This is a genomic window from Pseudomonas sp. CHM02 (genome assembly GCF_000612585.1).
GTDB lineage: Bacteria > Pseudomonadota > Gammaproteobacteria > Pseudomonadales > Pseudomonadaceae > Aquipseudomonas.
Window position 1 is genome coordinate 31,708 of sequence record NZ_JFCA01000051.1, and the last position, 16,781, is coordinate 48,488.

Here is a 16,781-nt window from a genome sequence, read left to right on the forward strand (position 1 = left end):
ACTTGTTTCTAGAGTTTACAAACCAAGCGCTTGCTTGGTAGTCTCGTTGCCAGCCATTCGAGGAAGGATTTCTCATGAGCAAGACGGTTCGCATCGGCTGCGCCAGCGCCTTCTGGGGTGACACCTGCACCGCCGCCGCCCAATTGGTGCACGGTGGCAAGCTGGATTACCTGGTGTTCGACTACCTGGCGGAAGTCACGATGTCGATCCTTGCCGGCGCGCGGATGAAAGATCCCCAGGCCGGTTATGCCGCGGATTTTGTCGAGGTGCTCACGCCGCTGCTGGCCGATATCCAGCGCCAGGGCGTGCGGGTGATCAGCAACGCCGGCGGTATCAACCCCCAGGCCTGCGCCGCCGCCCTGCAAGTCGCCTGTGACAAGGCCGGCGTTGCACTGAAAATCGCCGTGCTGCTGGGAGACGACCTGCAGCCCCAGCTCAAGCACCTGCGCGGCATCACCGACATGTTCAACGGCACGCCGCTGCCGCCCCTGTGCGTGTCCGCCAACGCCTACCTGGGCGCCCCCGGTATCAGCCAGGCGCTGAAACTGGGCGCGGATATCGTCATCACCGGCCGCGTGGTCGACAGCGCGGTGGTCAGTGCGGCGCTGGTGCATGAATTCGACTGGTCATGGCAGGACTACGACCGCCTCGCCCAGGCCGCACTGGCCGGGCATATCATCGAGTGTGGCGCACAGTGCACCGGTGGCAACTTCACCGATTGGCGCGACGTGCCGGACTACGAGCACATCGGCTTCCCGATCGTCGAAGTCAGCGCCGACGGCCAGTTCACCGTCAACAAGGTCGACGGCACCGGCGGATTGATCAGCGAACTCAGTGTGGCGGAACAACTGCTGTATGAAATCGGCGACCCACACGCGTATCTGCTGCCGGATGTGATCTGCGATTTCAGCCAGGTCAAATTGCAGCAACAAGGCAAGCACTGCGTACGCCTGCACGGCGCCAAGGGTTCGCCGCCGACCGACCAGTACAAAGTCAGCGCCACTTACCCGGATGGTTTCCGCTGCACCGCCAGTTGCCTGATCGCCGGGATCGATGCGGTGGCCAAGGCCGAACGGGTCAGCCAGGCAATCATCAACAAGACCTCTGAACTGTTCAGCCAACGCGGCTGGGCGCCGTACACCGACGTGAACATCGAACTGCTCGGCAGCGAGGCCACCTACGGCGCCCACGCGATGCGCCAGGACGGCCGCGAAGTGGTGGTGAAACTGGCGGTGCGTCACCCCAGCAAACAGGCATTGGTGCTGTTCGCCCGCGAGATCGCCCAGGCCGCAACCGGCATGGCGCCGGGCCTGACTGGCATCGTCGGCGGCCGACCCACCGTGTACCCGTTGATCCGGCTGTTTTCGTTCCTGATCGACAAGGCGTCCTGTGCCGTAGAGATCGACTTCCAGGGCGAACGCCACGCCTGTGCCCTGCCAAAGGTCGACGCCCCCACCCTGCCCGATGCGCCGATGGATCCGCCCAAGCCCCAAGGTCGCGCCGACGCCAGCGTGCCGCTGGTGAAACTGGCCGTGGCGCGCTCCGGCGACAAAGGCAACCACAGCAATATCGGCGTGATCGCCCGCGACCCCGACTACCTGCCGTGGATCGCCGAGGCGCTGGCCCCGGAAGTCATCGTCGATTGGATGGGCCATGTGCTTGACCCTGTGCATGGCCGCGTCGAGCGTTGGTACCTGCCCGGCAGCCACAGCCTCAATTTCCTGCTGGAAAACGCCCTGGGCGGTGGCGGCATCGCCAGCCTGCGCATCGACCCGCAGGGCAAAGCCTTCGCCCAGCAACTGCTGGAAATCCCCATTGCCGTGCCGCAACACATCGCAGACTCTCTCAACTGACAGGAGCATTGCCGTGGCCTTCGACTCGATCTTCAAAGCCGACCTGTTCCAGGGGCAAACCGTGGTGGTCACCGGTGGCGGCAGTGGCATTGGCCGCTGCACCGCCCATGAATTGGCGGCCCTCGGCGCTCACGTGATTCTGGTGGGACGCAAGGCGCAAAAGCTGCAGAACGTCGCGATAGAGATCGCCGAAGATGGCGGCACCGCCGATTGGCAGGTGTGCGACATTCGCGACGAGGAGGCGGTAAAGGCCTTGGTCAAACACATCATTCACACACACGGCCCGATCCACGGCCTGGTCAACAATGCAGGCGGCCAATATCCGTCGCCGCTGGCCGCGATCAATCAAAAAGGCTTCGAAACGGTGCTGCGCACCAATCTGGTCGGCGGCTTCCTGGTGGCCCGGGAAGTGTTCAACCAATCCATGAGCAAGCACGGCGGCGCCATCGTCAACATGCTCGCCGACATGTGGGGCGGCATGCCTGGCATGGGCCACTCGGGCGCGGCGCGTGCCGGCATGGACAACTTCACCAAGACCGCCGCCTTCGAATGGGGTTACGCCGGCGTACGGGTCAACGCCGTGGCGCCGGGCTGGATCGCCTCCAGCGGCATGGACACCTACGAAGGCGCGTTCAAGGCGGTGATCCCGACGTTGCGCGAACACGTGCCGCTCAAGCGCATTGGCACCGAGTCGGAAGTCAGCGCGGCCATCGTGTTCCTGCTCAGCCCCGCCGCCGCCTTTATCAGCGGCAGTACGTTGCGCATCGACGGTGCCGCCAGCCTGGGCAGCCGCGCCTGGCCATTGCACAAGGCGCAGTCGCCGAGCGAACCCTTCAATGGCTTCCACCGTGCCTACCTGCCGGATGTGCTCAAGGCGGAGCAATAGACCATGCCGGTGATTGAATCCCTGATCGACGCCCACAGTACCCAGTTCGCGCAAAACCGCGAAGCCATGCTGGCGGCCATCGCCCAGCTACGCCAACTGGAGCACAACCTGCTGAGCAAGGCGCAGGACGCCAAGCCCAAGTTCGACAAGCGCGGCCAACTGCTGCCCCGCGAACGCCTCAACCTGCTGCTGGACCCCGGCGCACCGTTCCTGGAACTGGCCAGCCTGGCCGGTTACAAGCTGCACGACGACAAGGACGGCAGCGCCGCCGGTGGTGGGTTGATCGCCGGGATCGGCTACGTCAGCGGCGTGCGCATGCTGGTGGTGGCCAATAACAGCGCGATCAAGGGCGGCACTATTTCCCCCACCGGCCTGAAGAAATCCCTGCGCCTGCAACAGATCGCCCTGGAGAACAAACTGCCGGTGGTGACCCTCGCCGAAAGCGGCGGCGCCAACCTCAACTATGCCGCCGAGATCTTCGTCGAAGGTGCGCGCAGCTTCGCCAACCAGGCGCGCATGTCGGCCATGGGCCTGCCGCAGATCACCGTGGTGCATGGCTCGGCCACAGCGGGCGGCGCATATCAACCGGGGTTGTCGGACTACGTGGTGGTGGTGCGCGGCCGGGCCAAGCTGTTCCTCGCCGGCCCGCCGCTGCTTAAAGCCGCGACCGGCGAAGTGGCGACCGATGAAGAACTGGGCGGCGCCGAGATGCACGCACAAACCGCCGGCACCGCCGAGTACCTGGCGGAAAATGACGCCGACGGCGTGCGCATCGCCCGGGAGATTGTCCGCTGTTTGCCCTGGAATGATCGCCTGTCGCCTGCGCCCAAACGTGCCTATACAGAGCCGCTGTACCCCATCGAAGAGCTGTTGGGCCTGATCCCGGATGACCCGAAAAAACCCTACGACGTCCGCGAAATCCTCGCGCGCCTGGCCGACGGTTCGCACTTCCTTGAATTCAAGGGCGAGTTCGATGCCCACACCGTCTGCGGCCACCTGCACATTCAGGGGCGTGCCGTCGGTGTGATCGGCAACAACGGCCCGATCACGCCCAAGGGGGCGAGCAAGGCCGCGCAATTTATCCAACTGTGCGACCAGAGCCGTACGCCGCTGCTGTTCCTGCACAACACCACCGGTTTCATGGTGGGCACCGAGTCGGAGCAGCAAGGGGTGATCAAGCACGGTGCGAAGATGATCCAGGCGGTGGCCAATGCGCGAGTGCCTAAACTCACGGTGGTGGTGGGCGGCTCCTACGGTGCCGGCAACTATGCGATGTGCGGCCGCGGCCTGGACCCACGCTTCATTTTTGCCTGGCCCAACAGCCGCACGGCGGTGATGGGCGGCGCCCAGGCGGGCAAGGTGCTGCGCATCGTGACAGAGGCCAAGCAGTTGAAGGACGGCCTGGTGCCAGATCCCAAGGTGCTGGACATGCTGGAGCAGGTCACCGCGCAGAAGCTCGACAGCCAGTCCACCGCGCTCTACGGCAGCGCGAACCTGTGGGATGACGGGCTGATTGATCCCAGGGATACGCGAACCTTGCTGGGCTTTCTGCTGGATATCTGCCATGAGGCCGAGGTGCGTGAGTTGCAAGCCAATACCTTCGGTGTAGCACGCCTCTAAATTTCGCCCGAGACGCTCCGCGTCGCGATAAGGAGCACAGTAAAAATGATCTTTACCCAGGAACATCAGGAACTGCGCCGCACCGTCCGCGCCTTCGTCGACCGCGAGATCAACCCCCATGTCGACGAATGGGAAAAAGCCGGGCGCTTTCCCATCCACGAGATCTTCCGCAAGGCCGGCGCCCTCGGCCTGTTGGGCATATCCAAGCCGGAGAAATTCGGCGGCATGGGCCTGGACTACAGCTACTCCATCGTCGCCGCCGAAGAGTTCGGCACCATCCGCTGTGGCGGTATTCCCATGTCCATCGGCGTGCAGACCGACATGTGCACGCCCGCCCTCGCCCGCTTCGGCTCCGATGAACTGCGCGACGAATTCCTGCGCCCGGCCATCAGCGGCGAGCAGGTCGGCTGCATCGGTGTCTCGGAAACCGGCGCCGGTTCCGACGTGGCCGGGTTGAAAACCCATGCGCGCAAGGACGGCGATGACTATGTGATCGATGGCAGCAAAATGTGGATCACCAACTCGCCCAGCGCCGACTTCATCTGCCTGCTGGCCAACACCTCCGACGACAAGCCGCACATCAACAAGTCGCTGATCATGGTGCCGATGAACACACCCGGCATCAGCGTCAGCCCGCCCCTGGAAAAGCTCGGCATGCACAGCTCCGAGACCGCCCAGGTGTTCTTCGACAGCGTGCGCGTGCCCCAACGCAACCGCATCGGCCACGAAGGCGCGGGGTTCATGATGCAGATGCTGCAGTTCCAGGAAGAACGCCTGTTTGGCGCGGCCAATATGATCAAGGGCCTGGAGCACTGCATCGACAGCACCATCGAGTACTGCAAGGAGCGCCAGACCTTCGGCAAGGCGCTGATCGACAACCAGGTCATTCACTTTCGCCTGGCCGAACTCGCCACCGAAATCGAATGCCTGCGTGCGCTGGTCTACCAGGCCACCGAGCAATACATCAAAGGCCAGGATGTGACCCGCCTGGCCTCCATGGCCAAGCTCAAGGCGGGACGCCTGGGCCGCGAAGTCAGTGACAGTTGCCTGCAATACTGGGGCGGCATGGGCTTCATGTGGGACAACCCCGTGGCCCGCGCCTATCGCGATGTGCGCCTGGTATCGATCGGCGGCGGTGCCGACGAAATCATGCTGGGCATCATCTGCAAACTGATGGGCACCTTGCCTGGGAAAAAGCCATGAACACCCTGCTGCTCGAACCCCATAACGGCGTGCTGCACATCACCCTCAACCGGCCCGACAGCCGCAATGCGATGAGCCTGGAGATGGTCAATGAACTGCGCACAGTGGTGGCGCAGTTGGACAGCCAGGTGCGCGCACTGGTGATCAGCGGCGCCGGTGGGCATTTTTGCGCCGGGGCCGATGTGAAAGACCTGGTCACAGCGGGCAATCGACTGCAAGCGCTGAACCGCGCATTTGGCACCTTGCTGCAAGAAGTCGAAGCGGTGCCGCAAGTGGTGATCGTGGTGCTGCAAGGCGCGGTGCTGGGCGGTGGCTTTGGCCTGGCGTGCGTGAGTGATATCGCCATCGCCGATCACCAGGCGCAATTCGGCCTGCCGGAGACCAGCCTGGGCTTGCTGCCGGCGCAGATTGCACCCTTTGTGGTCAAGCGCATCGGATTGACCCAGGCACGCCGACTGGCGCTGACCGCCGCGCGCTTTGACGGCCTGGAAGCCGAGCGGCTGGGCGTTGTGCACTTTACCGAACGCGATCCACAGGCGTTGGCAGAGCGCTTGGATGAGGTTTTAGGGCAGGTACTGAAGTGTGCGCCAGGGGCGAATGGGCGGACCAAAGCCTTATTGTTGGCCAGTGTTGAGCAGCCATTGGGCCCCCTGCTGGATGAGGCCGCTGAGTGGTTCGCCGCAGCGGTGACCGGTGAAGAAGGCATCGAAGGCATGCAAGCCTTTGTGCAAAAGCGCAAGCCACGGTGGGCCAAATGAACAAGATTCTGATCGCCAACCGCGGCGAAATCGCCTGCCGTATCCAGCGCACTGCCCAAGCCCTGGGCTACCGCACCGTGGCGGTCTACAGCGACGCCGACGCCCAGGCCTTGCACGTCCAGATGGCCGACGAAGCCGTGCATATCGGCCCCGCCCCCGTCCAACAGTCATACCTCAACATCCAAGCCATCCTCGAAGCCGCCAGGCTCACCGGCGCCGACGCCATCCACCCCGGCTACGGCTTCCTCTCCGAAAACCCCGACTTCGCCCGCGCCTGCCAGCACGCCCACCTCACGTTCATCGGCCCCAGCGTCGAGGCCATCGAGCTGATGGGCAGCAAACGCCTGTCCAAACTCGCCATGCTCGACGCCGGCGTGCCGTGCATCGCCGGCTACCAGGGCAGCGCCCAGGACGACACCACCCTGCAACAAGAAGCCGAGCGCATCGGCTACCCGCTGATGATCAAGGCCAGCGCCGGCGGTGGCGGACGCGGCATGCGCCTGGTGCACCACCCAGAAGCCTTGCTGGACAACCTGCAGACAGCCCGCTCGGAAGCCAAAAACGCCTTCGGCAGCGACGAACTGATCCTCGAACAAGCGCTGATCGACCCACGCCACGTCGAAATCCAGCTGTTCGGCGACAGCCACGGCCACCTGATCTACCTCGGCGAACGCGACTGCTCGCTGCAGCGCCGCCATCAGAAAGTCATCGAAGAAGCGCCCTGCCCGGTCATGACACCCGCGCTGCGCCAAGCCATGGGCGAAGCGGCCCTGAAGGCTGGGCGCGCGGTGAACTACGTCGGCGCCGGCACCGTGGAATTCCTGCTCGACCGTCACGGCCGGTTCTATTTCCTGGAAATGAACACTCGCCTGCAAGTGGAACACCCGGTGACCGAACTGATCACCGGTCTCGACCTGGTGGACTGGCAGCTGCAGATCGCCGCCGGCCAACCGCTGCCGCTGACACAGGCCGACGTCATCCTCAGCGGCCATGCCATGGAAGTGCGCCTCTACGCCGAGGATCCGGCCCGGGGCTTCCTGCCGCAAACCGGCGAGGTGCTGCGCTGGGAACCGGCTGCCGGCGTGCGCACCGATCATGGTGTGGTCCAAGGCCAGCGCATCAGCCCGTTCTATGACCCGATGCTGGGCAAGATCATCGCCCATGGCGCCACCCGCGAAGAGGCGCGGCGTAAACTGCTACGGGCCGTGGAAGACACGGTATTGCTGGGCCTGGAGACCAATCGCCAGCTGTTGGCCGCCCTGCTCAAGCACCCGGCCTTCATCACTGGCGATTTCAGCACCGGGTTTATCGCGCAACACTTCAGCGAAATCCCGCCCCAGGTGCCGTCGAAAGAGCAGCTCAGCCTGGCCGCCGCGCTGTTTTACGCACACAGCGCAAACCAGTATTCCCCAGCACTGGCGGGATGGCGCAACAACGCCGGCGCGCCCTGCAACTATCGCCTTGAGGTCAACGGCGACCTCCACAGCGTCAGCGCCGAGCACCTGCAACTGAGCACCGACGGTCGCTACGCCACGGTGCTATTCAATGGCATCCGCCGCCGCGTCGCCTATCACCTCGACGGTAACCGACTGTGGCTACCCGGCCTCACGGTGATCGACCGCACCCAACACATCGCCAGCCGCCAGGCCGAGGCCCGCAGCGGCACGGTCAAGGCGCCGATGGACGGGGCGATTGTCGATGTGCGGGTCAGCGCCGGCGACAGCGTCACCAAAGGCCAACTGCTGCTGGTGCTCGAAGCGATGAAAATGGAACACCCACTGACGGCCGGCATCGACGGCGTGGTCCAGGGCGTGCAGGTGGTCGCCGGTGATCAAGTGCGCAATCGTCAGGTTTTGCTCGAGATCGTCTAGCCCCTAGGCGGAACTACAGGGCCGGGCTACGCTCTATCCCCAACAGAAAGGGAAGAGTACGGGAACCTGCGCGATGCCTCATTGGCTGATTATTGACCTTGAAGCCACAACGGATGAAGGCGGCTGGCCCGTGACGGAGATGGAAGTCATCGAGATCGGCGCCAGCCTGGTCAACCGCCAGGGGCGCGAGCTGGATCACTTCCAGCGCTTTGTACGGCCGCTGCGCCGGCCATTGCTGACGCCCTTCTGCCGTCAGCTGACGCACATCACCCAGGCGAACATCGATGCCGCCGCACCGATCACCGAGGTGTGGCCGCTGTTCGAACGCTGGCTGGGCCAGCACCAGGCACGCCTGGAGGGTTGGGCCAGTTGGGGTGACTACGACCGCGTGCAACTTGAGCTGGAGTGGCAGCGCCACAGCCTGGCCAGCGCACTCGCCCACACACCGCATGTGAACCTCAAGCAGCGCTTCGCCAAGGCCCGGCGCCTGGACAAGCCCCTGGGACTCAACGGCGCCCTGCAGTTGGCGGGGATGCAGTTCCATGGCCAGCAACATCGGGCGCTGGAGGATGCACGCAACACCGCACGCCTGCTGCCGTTGATTTTGCCGGTCTAGGCAGCTCCCGAAGGCTTGGGCATACTGGCCGGCCTTTTTCCGTAATCTGCGCTCCCCGTAGGAGCCGGCTTGCCGGCGGGCTTGCATCGCTCAAGCAGCCAGCCGGCCCCAGCAGGAAGCAGGAAGCCTTAACCCACTTTCCGAGGAATCGCCCATGTTCAAAGTCAACGAGTACTTCGACGGTACCGTCAAGTCGATCGCTTTCGGCACCGCAGAAGGTCCGGCGACCATCGGCGTGATGGCCCCCGGCGAATACGAATTCGGCACCGCCCAGCGTGAAATCATGCACGTGGTGTCCGGCGCCCTGACCGTCAAGCTGCCGGATGCCAGCGAGTGGGAAACCTTCGCCGCCGGCAGCCAGTTCAACGTGCCGGCCAACAGCAAGTTCCAGCTGAAGGTCGCCGTGGACACCGCTTACCTGTGCGAATACCGCGGCTAAAGGTTAACGGCAGGCAAAAAAATGCCCGTCTCCCAGGAGACGGGCAGTTTTTTATGGGCGGGCGTACTGACTCGGCGCGACCCCGACATACCGGCTGAACGCCACGCTGAAGGCGCTGGTCGAGCCATAGCCCACCCGCTCGGCAATGTCGCCGACCGCCAGCCTGTTCTCGGCCAGCAATTGCTTGGCGATCTGCATGCGCCATCCCAGCAGATAGGCCATCGGCGCAATGCCCACCACCCGCGTGAAACGCTCGAAGAACGCCGAGCGAGAAAGCGCTGCCACCTTCGCCAATTGGTCGACCGTCCAGGCGTGGCCGATACGCGCGTGGATCTGCTTCAGCGCCGGTGCCAGTCGCTCATCCTCCAAGCCACGCAGCAGCCCCGCCGGGGCATTGCCCGTCGCAGCCGAACGCATGGCTTCCACCAGCAACAATTCCACCAGCCGCGACAGGACGAACTCACTGCCCGCTCGTTGTGGGGCGCACTCCTCACCGACCATGTTCACCAGTTGCGACAGGCGGGTCGAGTCCCGTACGTGAACCACCGTGGGCAACAGCGACACCAGCAAGCCCGGATCGGCGCAGTCGAACACGAACGAGCCGCCCAGCGAGCGCATCTCCGGCGCGCCCTCTGGGTCGCCATAACGCACCTCGCGACGGGCACTGGCGACTTGATGGGGGTCCATCTGCACCGCGGGTGCAGGCGCAAAGCTCGACAGGGTAAAGGCCGGCGTGGTGGGCAACAGGACAAAATCACCGGCACTGACGGCAACGGGCGCATGCCCTTCGACCGTCAGCAGGCAACTGCCCTCCAGCATGATGCAGAAACTGGGCAGGCCGAATTCCGTGTAATGCACAGCCCAGTTGCCCTTGCCGCTGATGGGGTTGGCGAACGCCGCGCGGGGATGCAGCAATCGAACGACTTCGGACAGCGGATCGGCCATGTCTGGACTCCGACTAAACAGATAAGGACGTTGCATCATCGATCATCCGCGAAGGTTTCTCTATCGTGGCGGACGAATCAACTCAACGATTGGAGCGTCCCATGAAAACCGTACTGATCACCGGCTGTTCCTCGGGCTACGGCCTTGCCACGGCCCGTCACTTCCTGGCGCAGGGCTGGAAAGTCATCGCCACCCTGCGCACACCGCGCGAAGACCTGCTGCCGGCGTCGGACCGCCTGCGCGTGCTTGCGCTGGACGTGACCTGCGCCGACAGCATCGCACGGGCGCTTGAGGCTGCCGGCCCCATCGACGTCCTGGTCAATAACGCCGGCATCGGCTTGTTCGGCGCGTTCGAAGCCACCCCCATGGCCACCGTGCGCGATGTGTTCGAGACCAATACCTTTGGGGTCATGGCGATGTGCCAAGCGGTGATCCCGCAGTTTCGCGCACGCCGGGCCGGGACGATTGTGAATGTCACTTCCAGCGCAACGCTGGCGCCCTTTCCGCTGGTGGCGGTCTACACGGCCAGCAAGACCGCGATCGAAGGGTTTTCCGGGTCGCTGGAACTGGAGCTCAAGGAGTTCGACGTGAACATCAAGGTCGTCCAGCCAGGCTACGGCCCCACCACGCGCTTCACCAGCAATGGACAGCAGCGCATGCAAGGCCTGATTCCCGAAGCCTACGAACCGTTTGCCCATCGCGTGTTCGCCTGGGCAACCAACCCCACCGCAGTCACGCAGGAGAGTGATGTGGCGCAGGGGGTATGGCGCGCAGCCAATGATACGTCCGGCCGACTGCGCTTTGCAGCCGGCGCGGATGCCCTGGCCCTGACTCGCTAGCGCTTATTCGAGAATCGTCACCGGCATGCCGACTTCCAGGCGACCAATGCCATCGTTGACCAGGTTCTGGCCAAACATCGCGCCATTTTCGGTCTTGCGATAGGTATCCAGCGTCGCGAAGGGTTCGCGGTCGACGCTGCGTTCGCCGGTTTGCGGGTCGATGGTGGTGAGGATGCAGCGCGAGCACGGCTTGACCGCGCGAAACTCCACATCACCGATGCGCAAGCGTTTCCAACCGTCTTCAGCAAAGGCTTCGCCGCCTTCGATCACCAGGTTGGGACGAAAGCGCAGCATTTCCATGGGCCGGCCGATGCGTTGCGAGAGATCGTCCAGCGAGCCCTGGCCGATCAAAAGCAGCGGGTAACCGTCGGCAAACGCGACCTGGTCATCGTCCTTGCCATAACCGGCCTCGGTGGTGCGCGCACGTTCGAGGGGGATTTGCACCAGGCGCGTCGGTTTGCCGATAAAGTCGCTGACCCACGCCGCAGCCTCGTCGCCCGCGTCCGGCACACGCAAGGTGTCACGCCAGATGGTCACACCGCGCAACTCGGCATCGCCGCCAGGCAGGGCCACGTCCAACGACGTGTAGCCAGGCGAGCTCAGGGTGAGCCCGCCGGCGCTGTTCCACAGTGCCGACAGCTGGCTCATCTTGGCCACGGCGCGCTGCGTGAGAAAACGCCCGCTGGCCTCGTCCACCAGCATCCAGCGTCGATCCCCGTCCACCCCCAGTTTATCCAGGCCGACCTGTTGCAGTATTTCGGCCTTGCCGGACTTCAAGGGGTAACGGTACAACGCGCTGAGACGAAGCATGGGCCTGCTTTCCTGAGGGGCAAAGCCATCACCCTAAGGTCAAGCGGGCACTTCGTCCAGCATCAGACGCTGACGCACCACGTCCACCAGCTTGTCGGGCTGGAATTTGGACAGGAAGTTGTCGCAGCCGACCTTCTTCACCATCGAGTCGTTGAAACTGCCCGACAGCGAGGTGTGCAGCACCACGTACAGTTTGCGCAGGCGTGGGTCGTTACGGATCTCGGTAGTGAGGCGGTAACCGTCCATCTCGGGCATTTCGGCGTCGGTGAAGATCATCAGCAGTTTGTCGGTCATCACCTGGCCGCTGTCAGCCCAGGCCTTGAGCATGTTCAGCGCCTTCAGGCCGTCGCTGGCGATGTGCATCTTCACGCCCAGTTGGCCAAGGGTGTCGCGCAGTTGCGAGAGGGCCACGTTGGAGTCATCCACCAGCAGCACTTCACGGCCACGGGCGCGCTCAAGCACCGGATCGTCGAGTTTTTCACGGGAGACCTTGGCGTTGTACGGCACGATCTCGGCGAGGACTTTTTCCACGTCGATGATCTCCACCAACTGGTCGTCGACCTTGCTGATGGCGGTGAGGTAATGCTGGCGCCCTGCACTGGTCGGCGGCGGCAGGATGGCTTCCCAGTTCATGTTGACGATGCGGTCCACACCGCCCACCAGGAACGCCTGCACCGAGCGGTTGTACTCGGTGACGATGATGGTGCTGTTGGGGCCCGGCACCAGCGGGCGCATGCCGATGGCCTGGGACAGGTCGATCACCGGCAGGGTCTGGCCACGCAGGTTGACCACACCGCACACGAACGGATGACGTTGCGGCATCAACGTCAGCTTGGGCAGTTGCAGCACTTCCTGCACCTTGAACACGTTGATCGCGAACAACTGGCGCCCGGCCAGGCGGAACATGAGAATCTCCAGGCGATTCTCACCCACCAGTTGCGTGCGTTGATCTACCGTGTCGAGAATGCCGGCCATTAAAAGCTCCTGATGCGCTGAGGAATTGTGCAGTTCACATAAGCCTGGTTATCGGCGGCGAGCGCCAGACCTTGACCCTTGTAAAATGCCACGTAAATTCATTGATGTCACACTGACATCATGCTTTACTGCACTCGCTCTCCAGATAGCGGCCCAGCAACGTTGCGCGACATTCAATTCGACGCAAGGTTCCGCTATCTAAGGGATTCCCCTATGCACAATCAGGCCCAACCTGATATTCGCAATATCTAATAGCCATTAATGTGACGCCATTCTCAATGCATGAATGGAGTCAGGCTTTTGTTTGCCATCCCAAGCCCTCGGCCCACAGGCCTTCCAGACATAAAGATGTCGGTAACTGAAGGTGTGCAATTGACCCCACTCATGAGGGCCACGCACCGCCGTTGCCGTCACTCTAATAAACGTCCTACTGAAAACTCAGAAGCAACCTACAGATTTCAGTCATATTTCAGCGCTAGTTTTAAGCCATTCACCCGGTGCGACCTCTCATCACCCGACCTTATGTTGTGGAGACTTGCATGATGAACAGCGCAAATGAATGGCAAACCACACTTCCCGAATTCTTGATGGAAGCGGAAACGCTGCTGGCCAAGTCGGAAGAGTGCCTGAGCCATCTGCACCTGATTCGCGATGATAGCGATGCCATCGACTGCATGAAGACCAGCCTGGCCAAGCTGGCCGAAAAGGCCGACAGCCTGGCCCTGCAAGCCATCAGCGAATTTTCCCGGCATATCCAGTACCTGATTGCCAATGCCGCCAGCCCCATGCAACTGCATGACGAGGCCCTGGACGCTTTGCATGCGTGCCTGACATTACTGGCGTGGCAACTGGAACTGATCGACATTCGCACCGGCGAGTTGAGCATGGATGACACTGAGCAAGCGACGTTGATTGCCACTGTCACGCTGCAGATCCCGCAAAAGGATTTCAGTTATAAACCGCAGCAACGTGTACACCATGCGTCGTAAGCGCATATCGCGTCGTGTTTAAACCTGAAGTTGTCTGAAAACGACAACATCAATTAAATTTTCGGAGTTGGATAAACCGCCCATAGATATCAAATAGCCACTAACGGCAATAACGATACAACCACACGGAAATAATATAACTCCCCCACTCTATGAACTCTGGGAATACCACCCGGAGCATTTGCGCGGATAATAACCCTGCCAGGCACGGCACCAGGCGACCAACGGTAATAGTGGTGGTACTATGCCCCGCTCGAAGTGACTCAACTTCATCATGCATAAAAACGATTCGATAGCGCATCCCAAACAGAGCCCGGTCAGCCGCCGTGACCGATCTTCCCGCAGCGAACCCTCATTGGCTCCATCTGCTATGTATGCCAGTCTCAAGACACTTATCGCCAGGTCCGCGTCCCGCAGCAATGCACACCGCTTGATCCTCGCCCTGTGCCTTGGCTCGCTGCTGCTGAGCCTGTGGGCCTATACCCGCTCCGCGCCGCTGCCGTTGCTGGTGATTGTGCTCAACCTGGCCACCCTGGTGGTGGTTGGCCTGCGACAATGGCGTTCGCGCAAATCGATCAAGTTTCAACCCCAGGAGTTGGCCGACCGCCTGCTGCAAGTGCAGGAAAACGAACGCCACCGCCTCAGCCGCGAACTGCATGACGATATCGGCCAACTGCTCACCGCGGCCAAGCTGCAAAGCGAATGGCTCAAGCGCCGACTGCCCGAGGACCTGCAAAGCCAGTGCACGGTGCTGTGCAATACCCTGAATGAAACCCTGGCCAAGGTGCGCGACGTCTCCGCCATCCTCAACCCTCGCCAGTTGGCCAGCCTGGGCCTGGAAGCCAGCCTGCGCGCGCACCTGCTCAAGACCCTGGAAAACACCCCGGTTCACTGGAGCCTGGAATGCCAGCAACGGCTGACCGGTATCCCGGAAGAAATGGCCGTGGCGGCCTTTCGCATTACCCAGGAAGCGGTGACCAACATGCTACGCCACGCCCAGGCGCGCAATCTGCTGGTTCGCCTGCAACGCCTGCCCGAGGGCCTGTCGCTGCTTATCAGCGATGACGGCCAGGGCTTTTCGCCCGCCATCAACCCAGGCCTGGAAGGCCAACGGGGCATGGCCGGCATGTCCGAGCGGATTGATCAGCTTGGCGGTTCACTCTCCGTCAGCAGCCAGCCAGGCAAAGGGACCCGGATCGACGCGCTCTTCCCCTGGGCGCCGCGCGCCCTCGAACGGGCCAGCTCCCCTAAGGTTCTCGAGTGACCTGCAAATTACTCCTGGTGGATGACCATGCACTGATCAGGGCCGGCGTACGCGCGCTGGTCCAGGACATTCCCGGCTACACGGTGATCGGCGAAGCCAGCGATGGCGCGCAGTTGCTGGAGCGGTTCAGCGCCCTGCTGCCGGACATCGTGCTGCTGGACCTGTCGATGAAGCACACCGGCGGCCTGGATGCCTTGCAGCAACTCAAGCGCGCCTATCCCAAGAGCCGCGTGCTGATCCTGTCGATGCACACCGACCCCGAACTGATCATGTGCGCGCTGGAATCCGGCGCCCATGGCTACCTGCTCAAGGACACCACCGCCAACGAGCTGGAACACGCGCTGCTGGCCTTGCGCAACAACGAACGCTACCTGAGCCCGGCGATTGCCCATACGGTGATCAACCAGGCGCTGGTGCGCAGCCAGGGCCCCACCACCCCCGCCGGCCACAGCCACAACCTCACGGCGCGGCAGTTGGAGATCCTGCGCCTGATCGTGCGCGGCAAGTCCACCCGGGAAATCGCCCATGGCCTGGGCCTGAGCATCAAGACCGTGGAAGCCCACCGCTCGCAGATCATGAAGCGCCTGCAGATTTTCGACGTGGCGGGCCTGGTGCTATTTGCGGTGCGCGAGCAGATCATCAGCCTGGACGACTAGCGGCGAATCCACCGGCAGGTGCACGCGCAAGGCCTTGGGCAAAGCCTCGAAATGCAGGTCATCACCCTCCAGCGGCTCGCCATCCAGGTTGATGTACAGGCCTTGCGCAACCTTGATATTCACCCACGGCAACCGCGCCCGCACAAACATGGTGTCCAGGCCCCAACCGTTGTTCATCAGCTCACGCAGGGTACCGACCACTTCCTGCGGCGCCGGCAGGATGCTGACATCCAGCAAGCCGTCATCGGCCAATGCGCCAGGGCACAGCACATGCCCGCCACCCGCCTGGCGACCGTTGCCGATCCCCAGCGCGAGCAACTCGCCCTTCCAATGGAACTCCGGGCCTTCGAGCTCGCCATAGGCGGCCTTCAACTCGCTGAAACGGGTCAGGCCGGTGAAGAGATAGGCGGCGCCCCCCAGGACCTTTTTCAAGTCCTCGGAGGTGTTGGCGGTGACCTGGCTGCCAAAACCGCCGGTGGCCATGTTGAGGAAGATCTGCCCGCCGACCTGGCCGAGGTCGATGGCCCTTGGCGGCACGTCCAGCAGCGCCAGGGCCTGGGCAGGCTCCAACGGCACGCCGGCGGCCTTGGCGAAGTCGTTGGCGGTGCCCAGGGGCATCAGCACCAGGCTGGCGTCGGTCTTGGCCAGGGCCATGGCTTCGGCCACATCGCGCAAGGTGCCGTCGCCGCCACCGGCGATGATGTGGGTGTAGCCGTCAGAGAGGGCTTCGTTGACCAGGCGCTGGGCGTCGCCGCCTTCCCATGTCACGCGCACCGCCAGCTCCCCGCCCTGCTCGCGTCGGGCCTGCACGGCAGAGCGTACGTCCTCGTTGAGGGCTTGCTTGCCGTGGAGGATCAACAGGGCTTTGGGGGTGGTCATTGCGGGAATCTCCTGATTCAAGGGTGCTTGGAGGATGTGGACCTTGGGCGGGGAGAAAAAAGCCATTGGATGGGGAAAAAAATTGGATGATTGAGTGCATATCCGTTTTTTGGGTAACGGCTGGTATTGGTTCCGCCCTTACGGCGGGTCACTTTTGAAAAGAGCCCAAAAGTAACCA

16 protein-coding genes are annotated in these 16,781 nt (G+C 62.9%); 12 read left to right on the forward strand and 4 right to left on the reverse strand.

The window, feature by feature from the left end; genetic code table 11:
* Positions 1-74: 74 nt before the first annotated feature.
* The 8 genes from BM70_RS0125305 to BM70_RS0125340 all read left to right on the forward strand — a co-directional run bounded on the left by BM70_RS0125305 (position 75) and on the right by BM70_RS0125340 (position 9,246).
* Positions 75-1,853, forward strand: a complete 1,779-nt coding sequence (locus BM70_RS0125305) for an acyclic terpene utilization AtuA family protein (protein WP_025858620.1) — start codon at positions 75-77, stop codon at positions 1,851-1,853.
* Between the two features lie 13 nt (positions 1,854-1,866).
* Positions 1,867-2,739 (forward strand): SDR family oxidoreductase, encoded by an 873-nt coding sequence (locus BM70_RS0125310; RefSeq protein WP_025858621.1) that lies wholly within the window; start codon positions 1,867-1,869, stop codon positions 2,737-2,739.
* 3 nt (positions 2,740-2,742) lie between these two features.
* Positions 2,743-4,359 (forward strand): geranyl-CoA carboxylase subunit beta, encoded by a 1,617-nt coding sequence (atuC, locus tag BM70_RS0125315; protein WP_025858622.1) that lies wholly within the window; start codon positions 2,743-2,745, stop codon positions 4,357-4,359.
* A 45-nt stretch (positions 4,360-4,404) separates the two neighbouring features.
* A complete protein-coding gene (atuD, locus tag BM70_RS0125320) occupies positions 4,405-5,562 on the forward strand; it encodes a citronellyl-CoA dehydrogenase (RefSeq protein ID WP_025858623.1) in 1,158 nt (385 codons plus the stop codon).
* Complete coding sequence (locus BM70_RS0125325; RefSeq protein WP_025858624.1) at positions 5,559-6,320, forward strand: enoyl-CoA hydratase/isomerase family protein; 762 nt, start codon at positions 5,559-5,561, stop codon at positions 6,318-6,320. Before atuD ends, BM70_RS0125325 begins: the two co-directional genes overlap by 4 nt.
* A complete protein-coding gene (locus BM70_RS0125330) occupies positions 6,317-8,191 on the forward strand; it encodes an acetyl/propionyl/methylcrotonyl-CoA carboxylase subunit alpha (RefSeq protein ID WP_043274369.1) in 1,875 nt (624 codons plus the stop codon). Before BM70_RS0125325 ends, BM70_RS0125330 begins: the two co-directional genes overlap by 4 nt.
* A 73-nt stretch (positions 8,192-8,264) precedes the next feature.
* Entirely contained in the window at positions 8,265-8,807 is a 543-nt protein-coding gene (locus tag BM70_RS0125335) for an exonuclease domain-containing protein (protein WP_025858626.1), read from the forward strand.
* 154 nt (positions 8,808-8,961) lie between these two features.
* Positions 8,962-9,246, forward strand: coding sequence for a pyrimidine/purine nucleoside phosphorylase (locus BM70_RS0125340; protein ID WP_010208796.1), 285 nt, complete (start codon positions 8,962-8,964; stop codon positions 9,244-9,246).
* Positions 9,247-9,297: 51 nt separating this feature from the next.
* Here the strand turns inward: BM70_RS0125340 and BM70_RS0125345 are convergent, their stop codons facing one another.
* Positions 9,298-10,191, reverse strand: coding sequence for an AraC family transcriptional regulator (locus tag BM70_RS0125345; RefSeq protein ID WP_025858627.1), 894 nt, complete (start codon positions 10,189-10,191; stop codon positions 9,298-9,300).
* A gap of 65 nt (positions 10,192-10,256) precedes the next feature.
* Between BM70_RS0125345 and BM70_RS0125350 the strand changes: the two genes are divergently transcribed.
* On the forward strand, positions 10,257-11,030 hold the full coding sequence (locus BM70_RS0125350) for an SDR family oxidoreductase (RefSeq protein ID WP_256220944.1): 774 nt from the start codon (positions 10,257-10,259) through the stop codon (positions 11,028-11,030).
* Positions 11,031-11,033: 3 nt separating this feature from the next.
* Here the strand turns inward: BM70_RS0125350 and BM70_RS0125355 are convergent, their stop codons facing one another.
* Both BM70_RS0125355 and BM70_RS0125360 read right to left on the reverse strand, forming a co-directional pair.
* Entirely contained in the window at positions 11,034-11,840 is an 807-nt protein-coding gene (locus BM70_RS0125355; protein ID WP_025858629.1) for an MOSC domain-containing protein, read from the reverse strand.
* Between the two features lie 39 nt (positions 11,841-11,879).
* Positions 11,880-12,815: a chemotaxis protein CheV gene (locus tag BM70_RS0125360; protein WP_025858630.1), complete on the reverse strand. Its 936-nt coding sequence runs from the start codon at positions 12,813-12,815 to the stop codon at positions 11,880-11,882.
* Between the two features lie 539 nt (positions 12,816-13,354).
* On the opposite strand from BM70_RS0125360, the gene BM70_RS0125365 reads away from it, so the two are divergent.
* The 3 genes from BM70_RS0125365 (at position 13,355) to BM70_RS0125375 (ending at position 15,724) form a co-directional block, all read left to right on the forward strand.
* Positions 13,355-13,804 carry a hypothetical protein gene (locus BM70_RS0125365; RefSeq protein ID WP_025858631.1) on the forward strand — a complete coding sequence of 150 codons (450 nt, stop codon included), beginning with the start codon at positions 13,355-13,357 and terminating at the stop codon, positions 13,802-13,804.
* A 370-nt stretch (positions 13,805-14,174) separates the two neighbouring features.
* Positions 14,175-15,068, forward strand: coding sequence for a sensor histidine kinase (locus BM70_RS0125370; RefSeq protein ID WP_025858632.1), 894 nt, complete (start codon positions 14,175-14,177; stop codon positions 15,066-15,068).
* Positions 15,065-15,724, forward strand: coding sequence for a response regulator transcription factor (locus BM70_RS0125375; RefSeq protein ID WP_025858633.1), 660 nt, complete (start codon positions 15,065-15,067; stop codon positions 15,722-15,724). The genes BM70_RS0125370 and BM70_RS0125375 overlap by 4 nt, the downstream gene beginning before the upstream one ends.
* Here the strand turns inward: BM70_RS0125375 and yegS are convergent.
* Positions 15,683-16,603 carry a lipid kinase YegS gene (gene yegS / locus BM70_RS0125380; RefSeq protein ID WP_025858634.1) on the reverse strand — a complete coding sequence of 307 codons (921 nt, stop codon included), beginning with the start codon at positions 16,601-16,603 and terminating at the stop codon, positions 15,683-15,685. The genes BM70_RS0125375 and yegS overlap by 42 nt on opposite strands.
* Between the last annotated feature and the right edge of the window lie 178 nt (positions 16,604-16,781).

Coding starts and splice junctions, on each gene's coding strand:
- BM70_RS0125305 (WP_025858620.1), top strand. CDS start 75: ATGAGCAAGACGGTTCGCATCGGCTGCGCCAGCGCCTTCTGGGGTGAC.
- atuC (WP_025858622.1), top strand. CDS start 2,743: ATGCCGGTGATTGAATCCCTGATCGACGCCCACAGTACCCAGTTCGCG.
- atuD (WP_025858623.1), top strand. CDS start 4,405: ATGATCTTTACCCAGGAACATCAGGAACTGCGCCGCACCGTCCGCGCC.
- BM70_RS0125325 (WP_025858624.1), top strand. CDS start 5,559: ATGAACACCCTGCTGCTCGAACCCCATAACGGCGTGCTGCACATCACC.
- BM70_RS0125330 (WP_043274369.1), top strand. CDS start 6,317: ATGAACAAGATTCTGATCGCCAACCGCGGCGAAATCGCCTGCCGTATC.
- BM70_RS0125335 (WP_025858626.1), top strand. CDS start 8,265: ATGCCTCATTGGCTGATTATTGACCTTGAAGCCACAACGGATGAAGGC.
- BM70_RS0125340 (WP_010208796.1), top strand. CDS start 8,962: ATGTTCAAAGTCAACGAGTACTTCGACGGTACCGTCAAGTCGATCGCT.
- BM70_RS0125345 (WP_025858627.1), bottom strand. CDS start 10,191: ATGGCCGATCCGCTGTCCGAAGTCGTTCGATTGCTGCATCCCCGCGCG.
- BM70_RS0125355 (WP_025858629.1), bottom strand. CDS start 11,840: ATGCTTCGTCTCAGCGCGTTGTACCGTTACCCCTTGAAGTCCGGCAAG.
- BM70_RS0125360 (WP_025858630.1), bottom strand. CDS start 12,815: ATGGCCGGCATTCTCGACACGGTAGATCAACGCACGCAACTGGTGGGT.
- BM70_RS0125365 (WP_025858631.1), top strand. CDS start 13,355: ATGATGAACAGCGCAAATGAATGGCAAACCACACTTCCCGAATTCTTG.
- BM70_RS0125370 (WP_025858632.1), top strand. CDS start 14,175: ATGTATGCCAGTCTCAAGACACTTATCGCCAGGTCCGCGTCCCGCAGC.
- yegS (WP_025858634.1), bottom strand. CDS start 16,603: ATGACCACCCCCAAAGCCCTGTTGATCCTCCACGGCAAGCAAGCCCTC.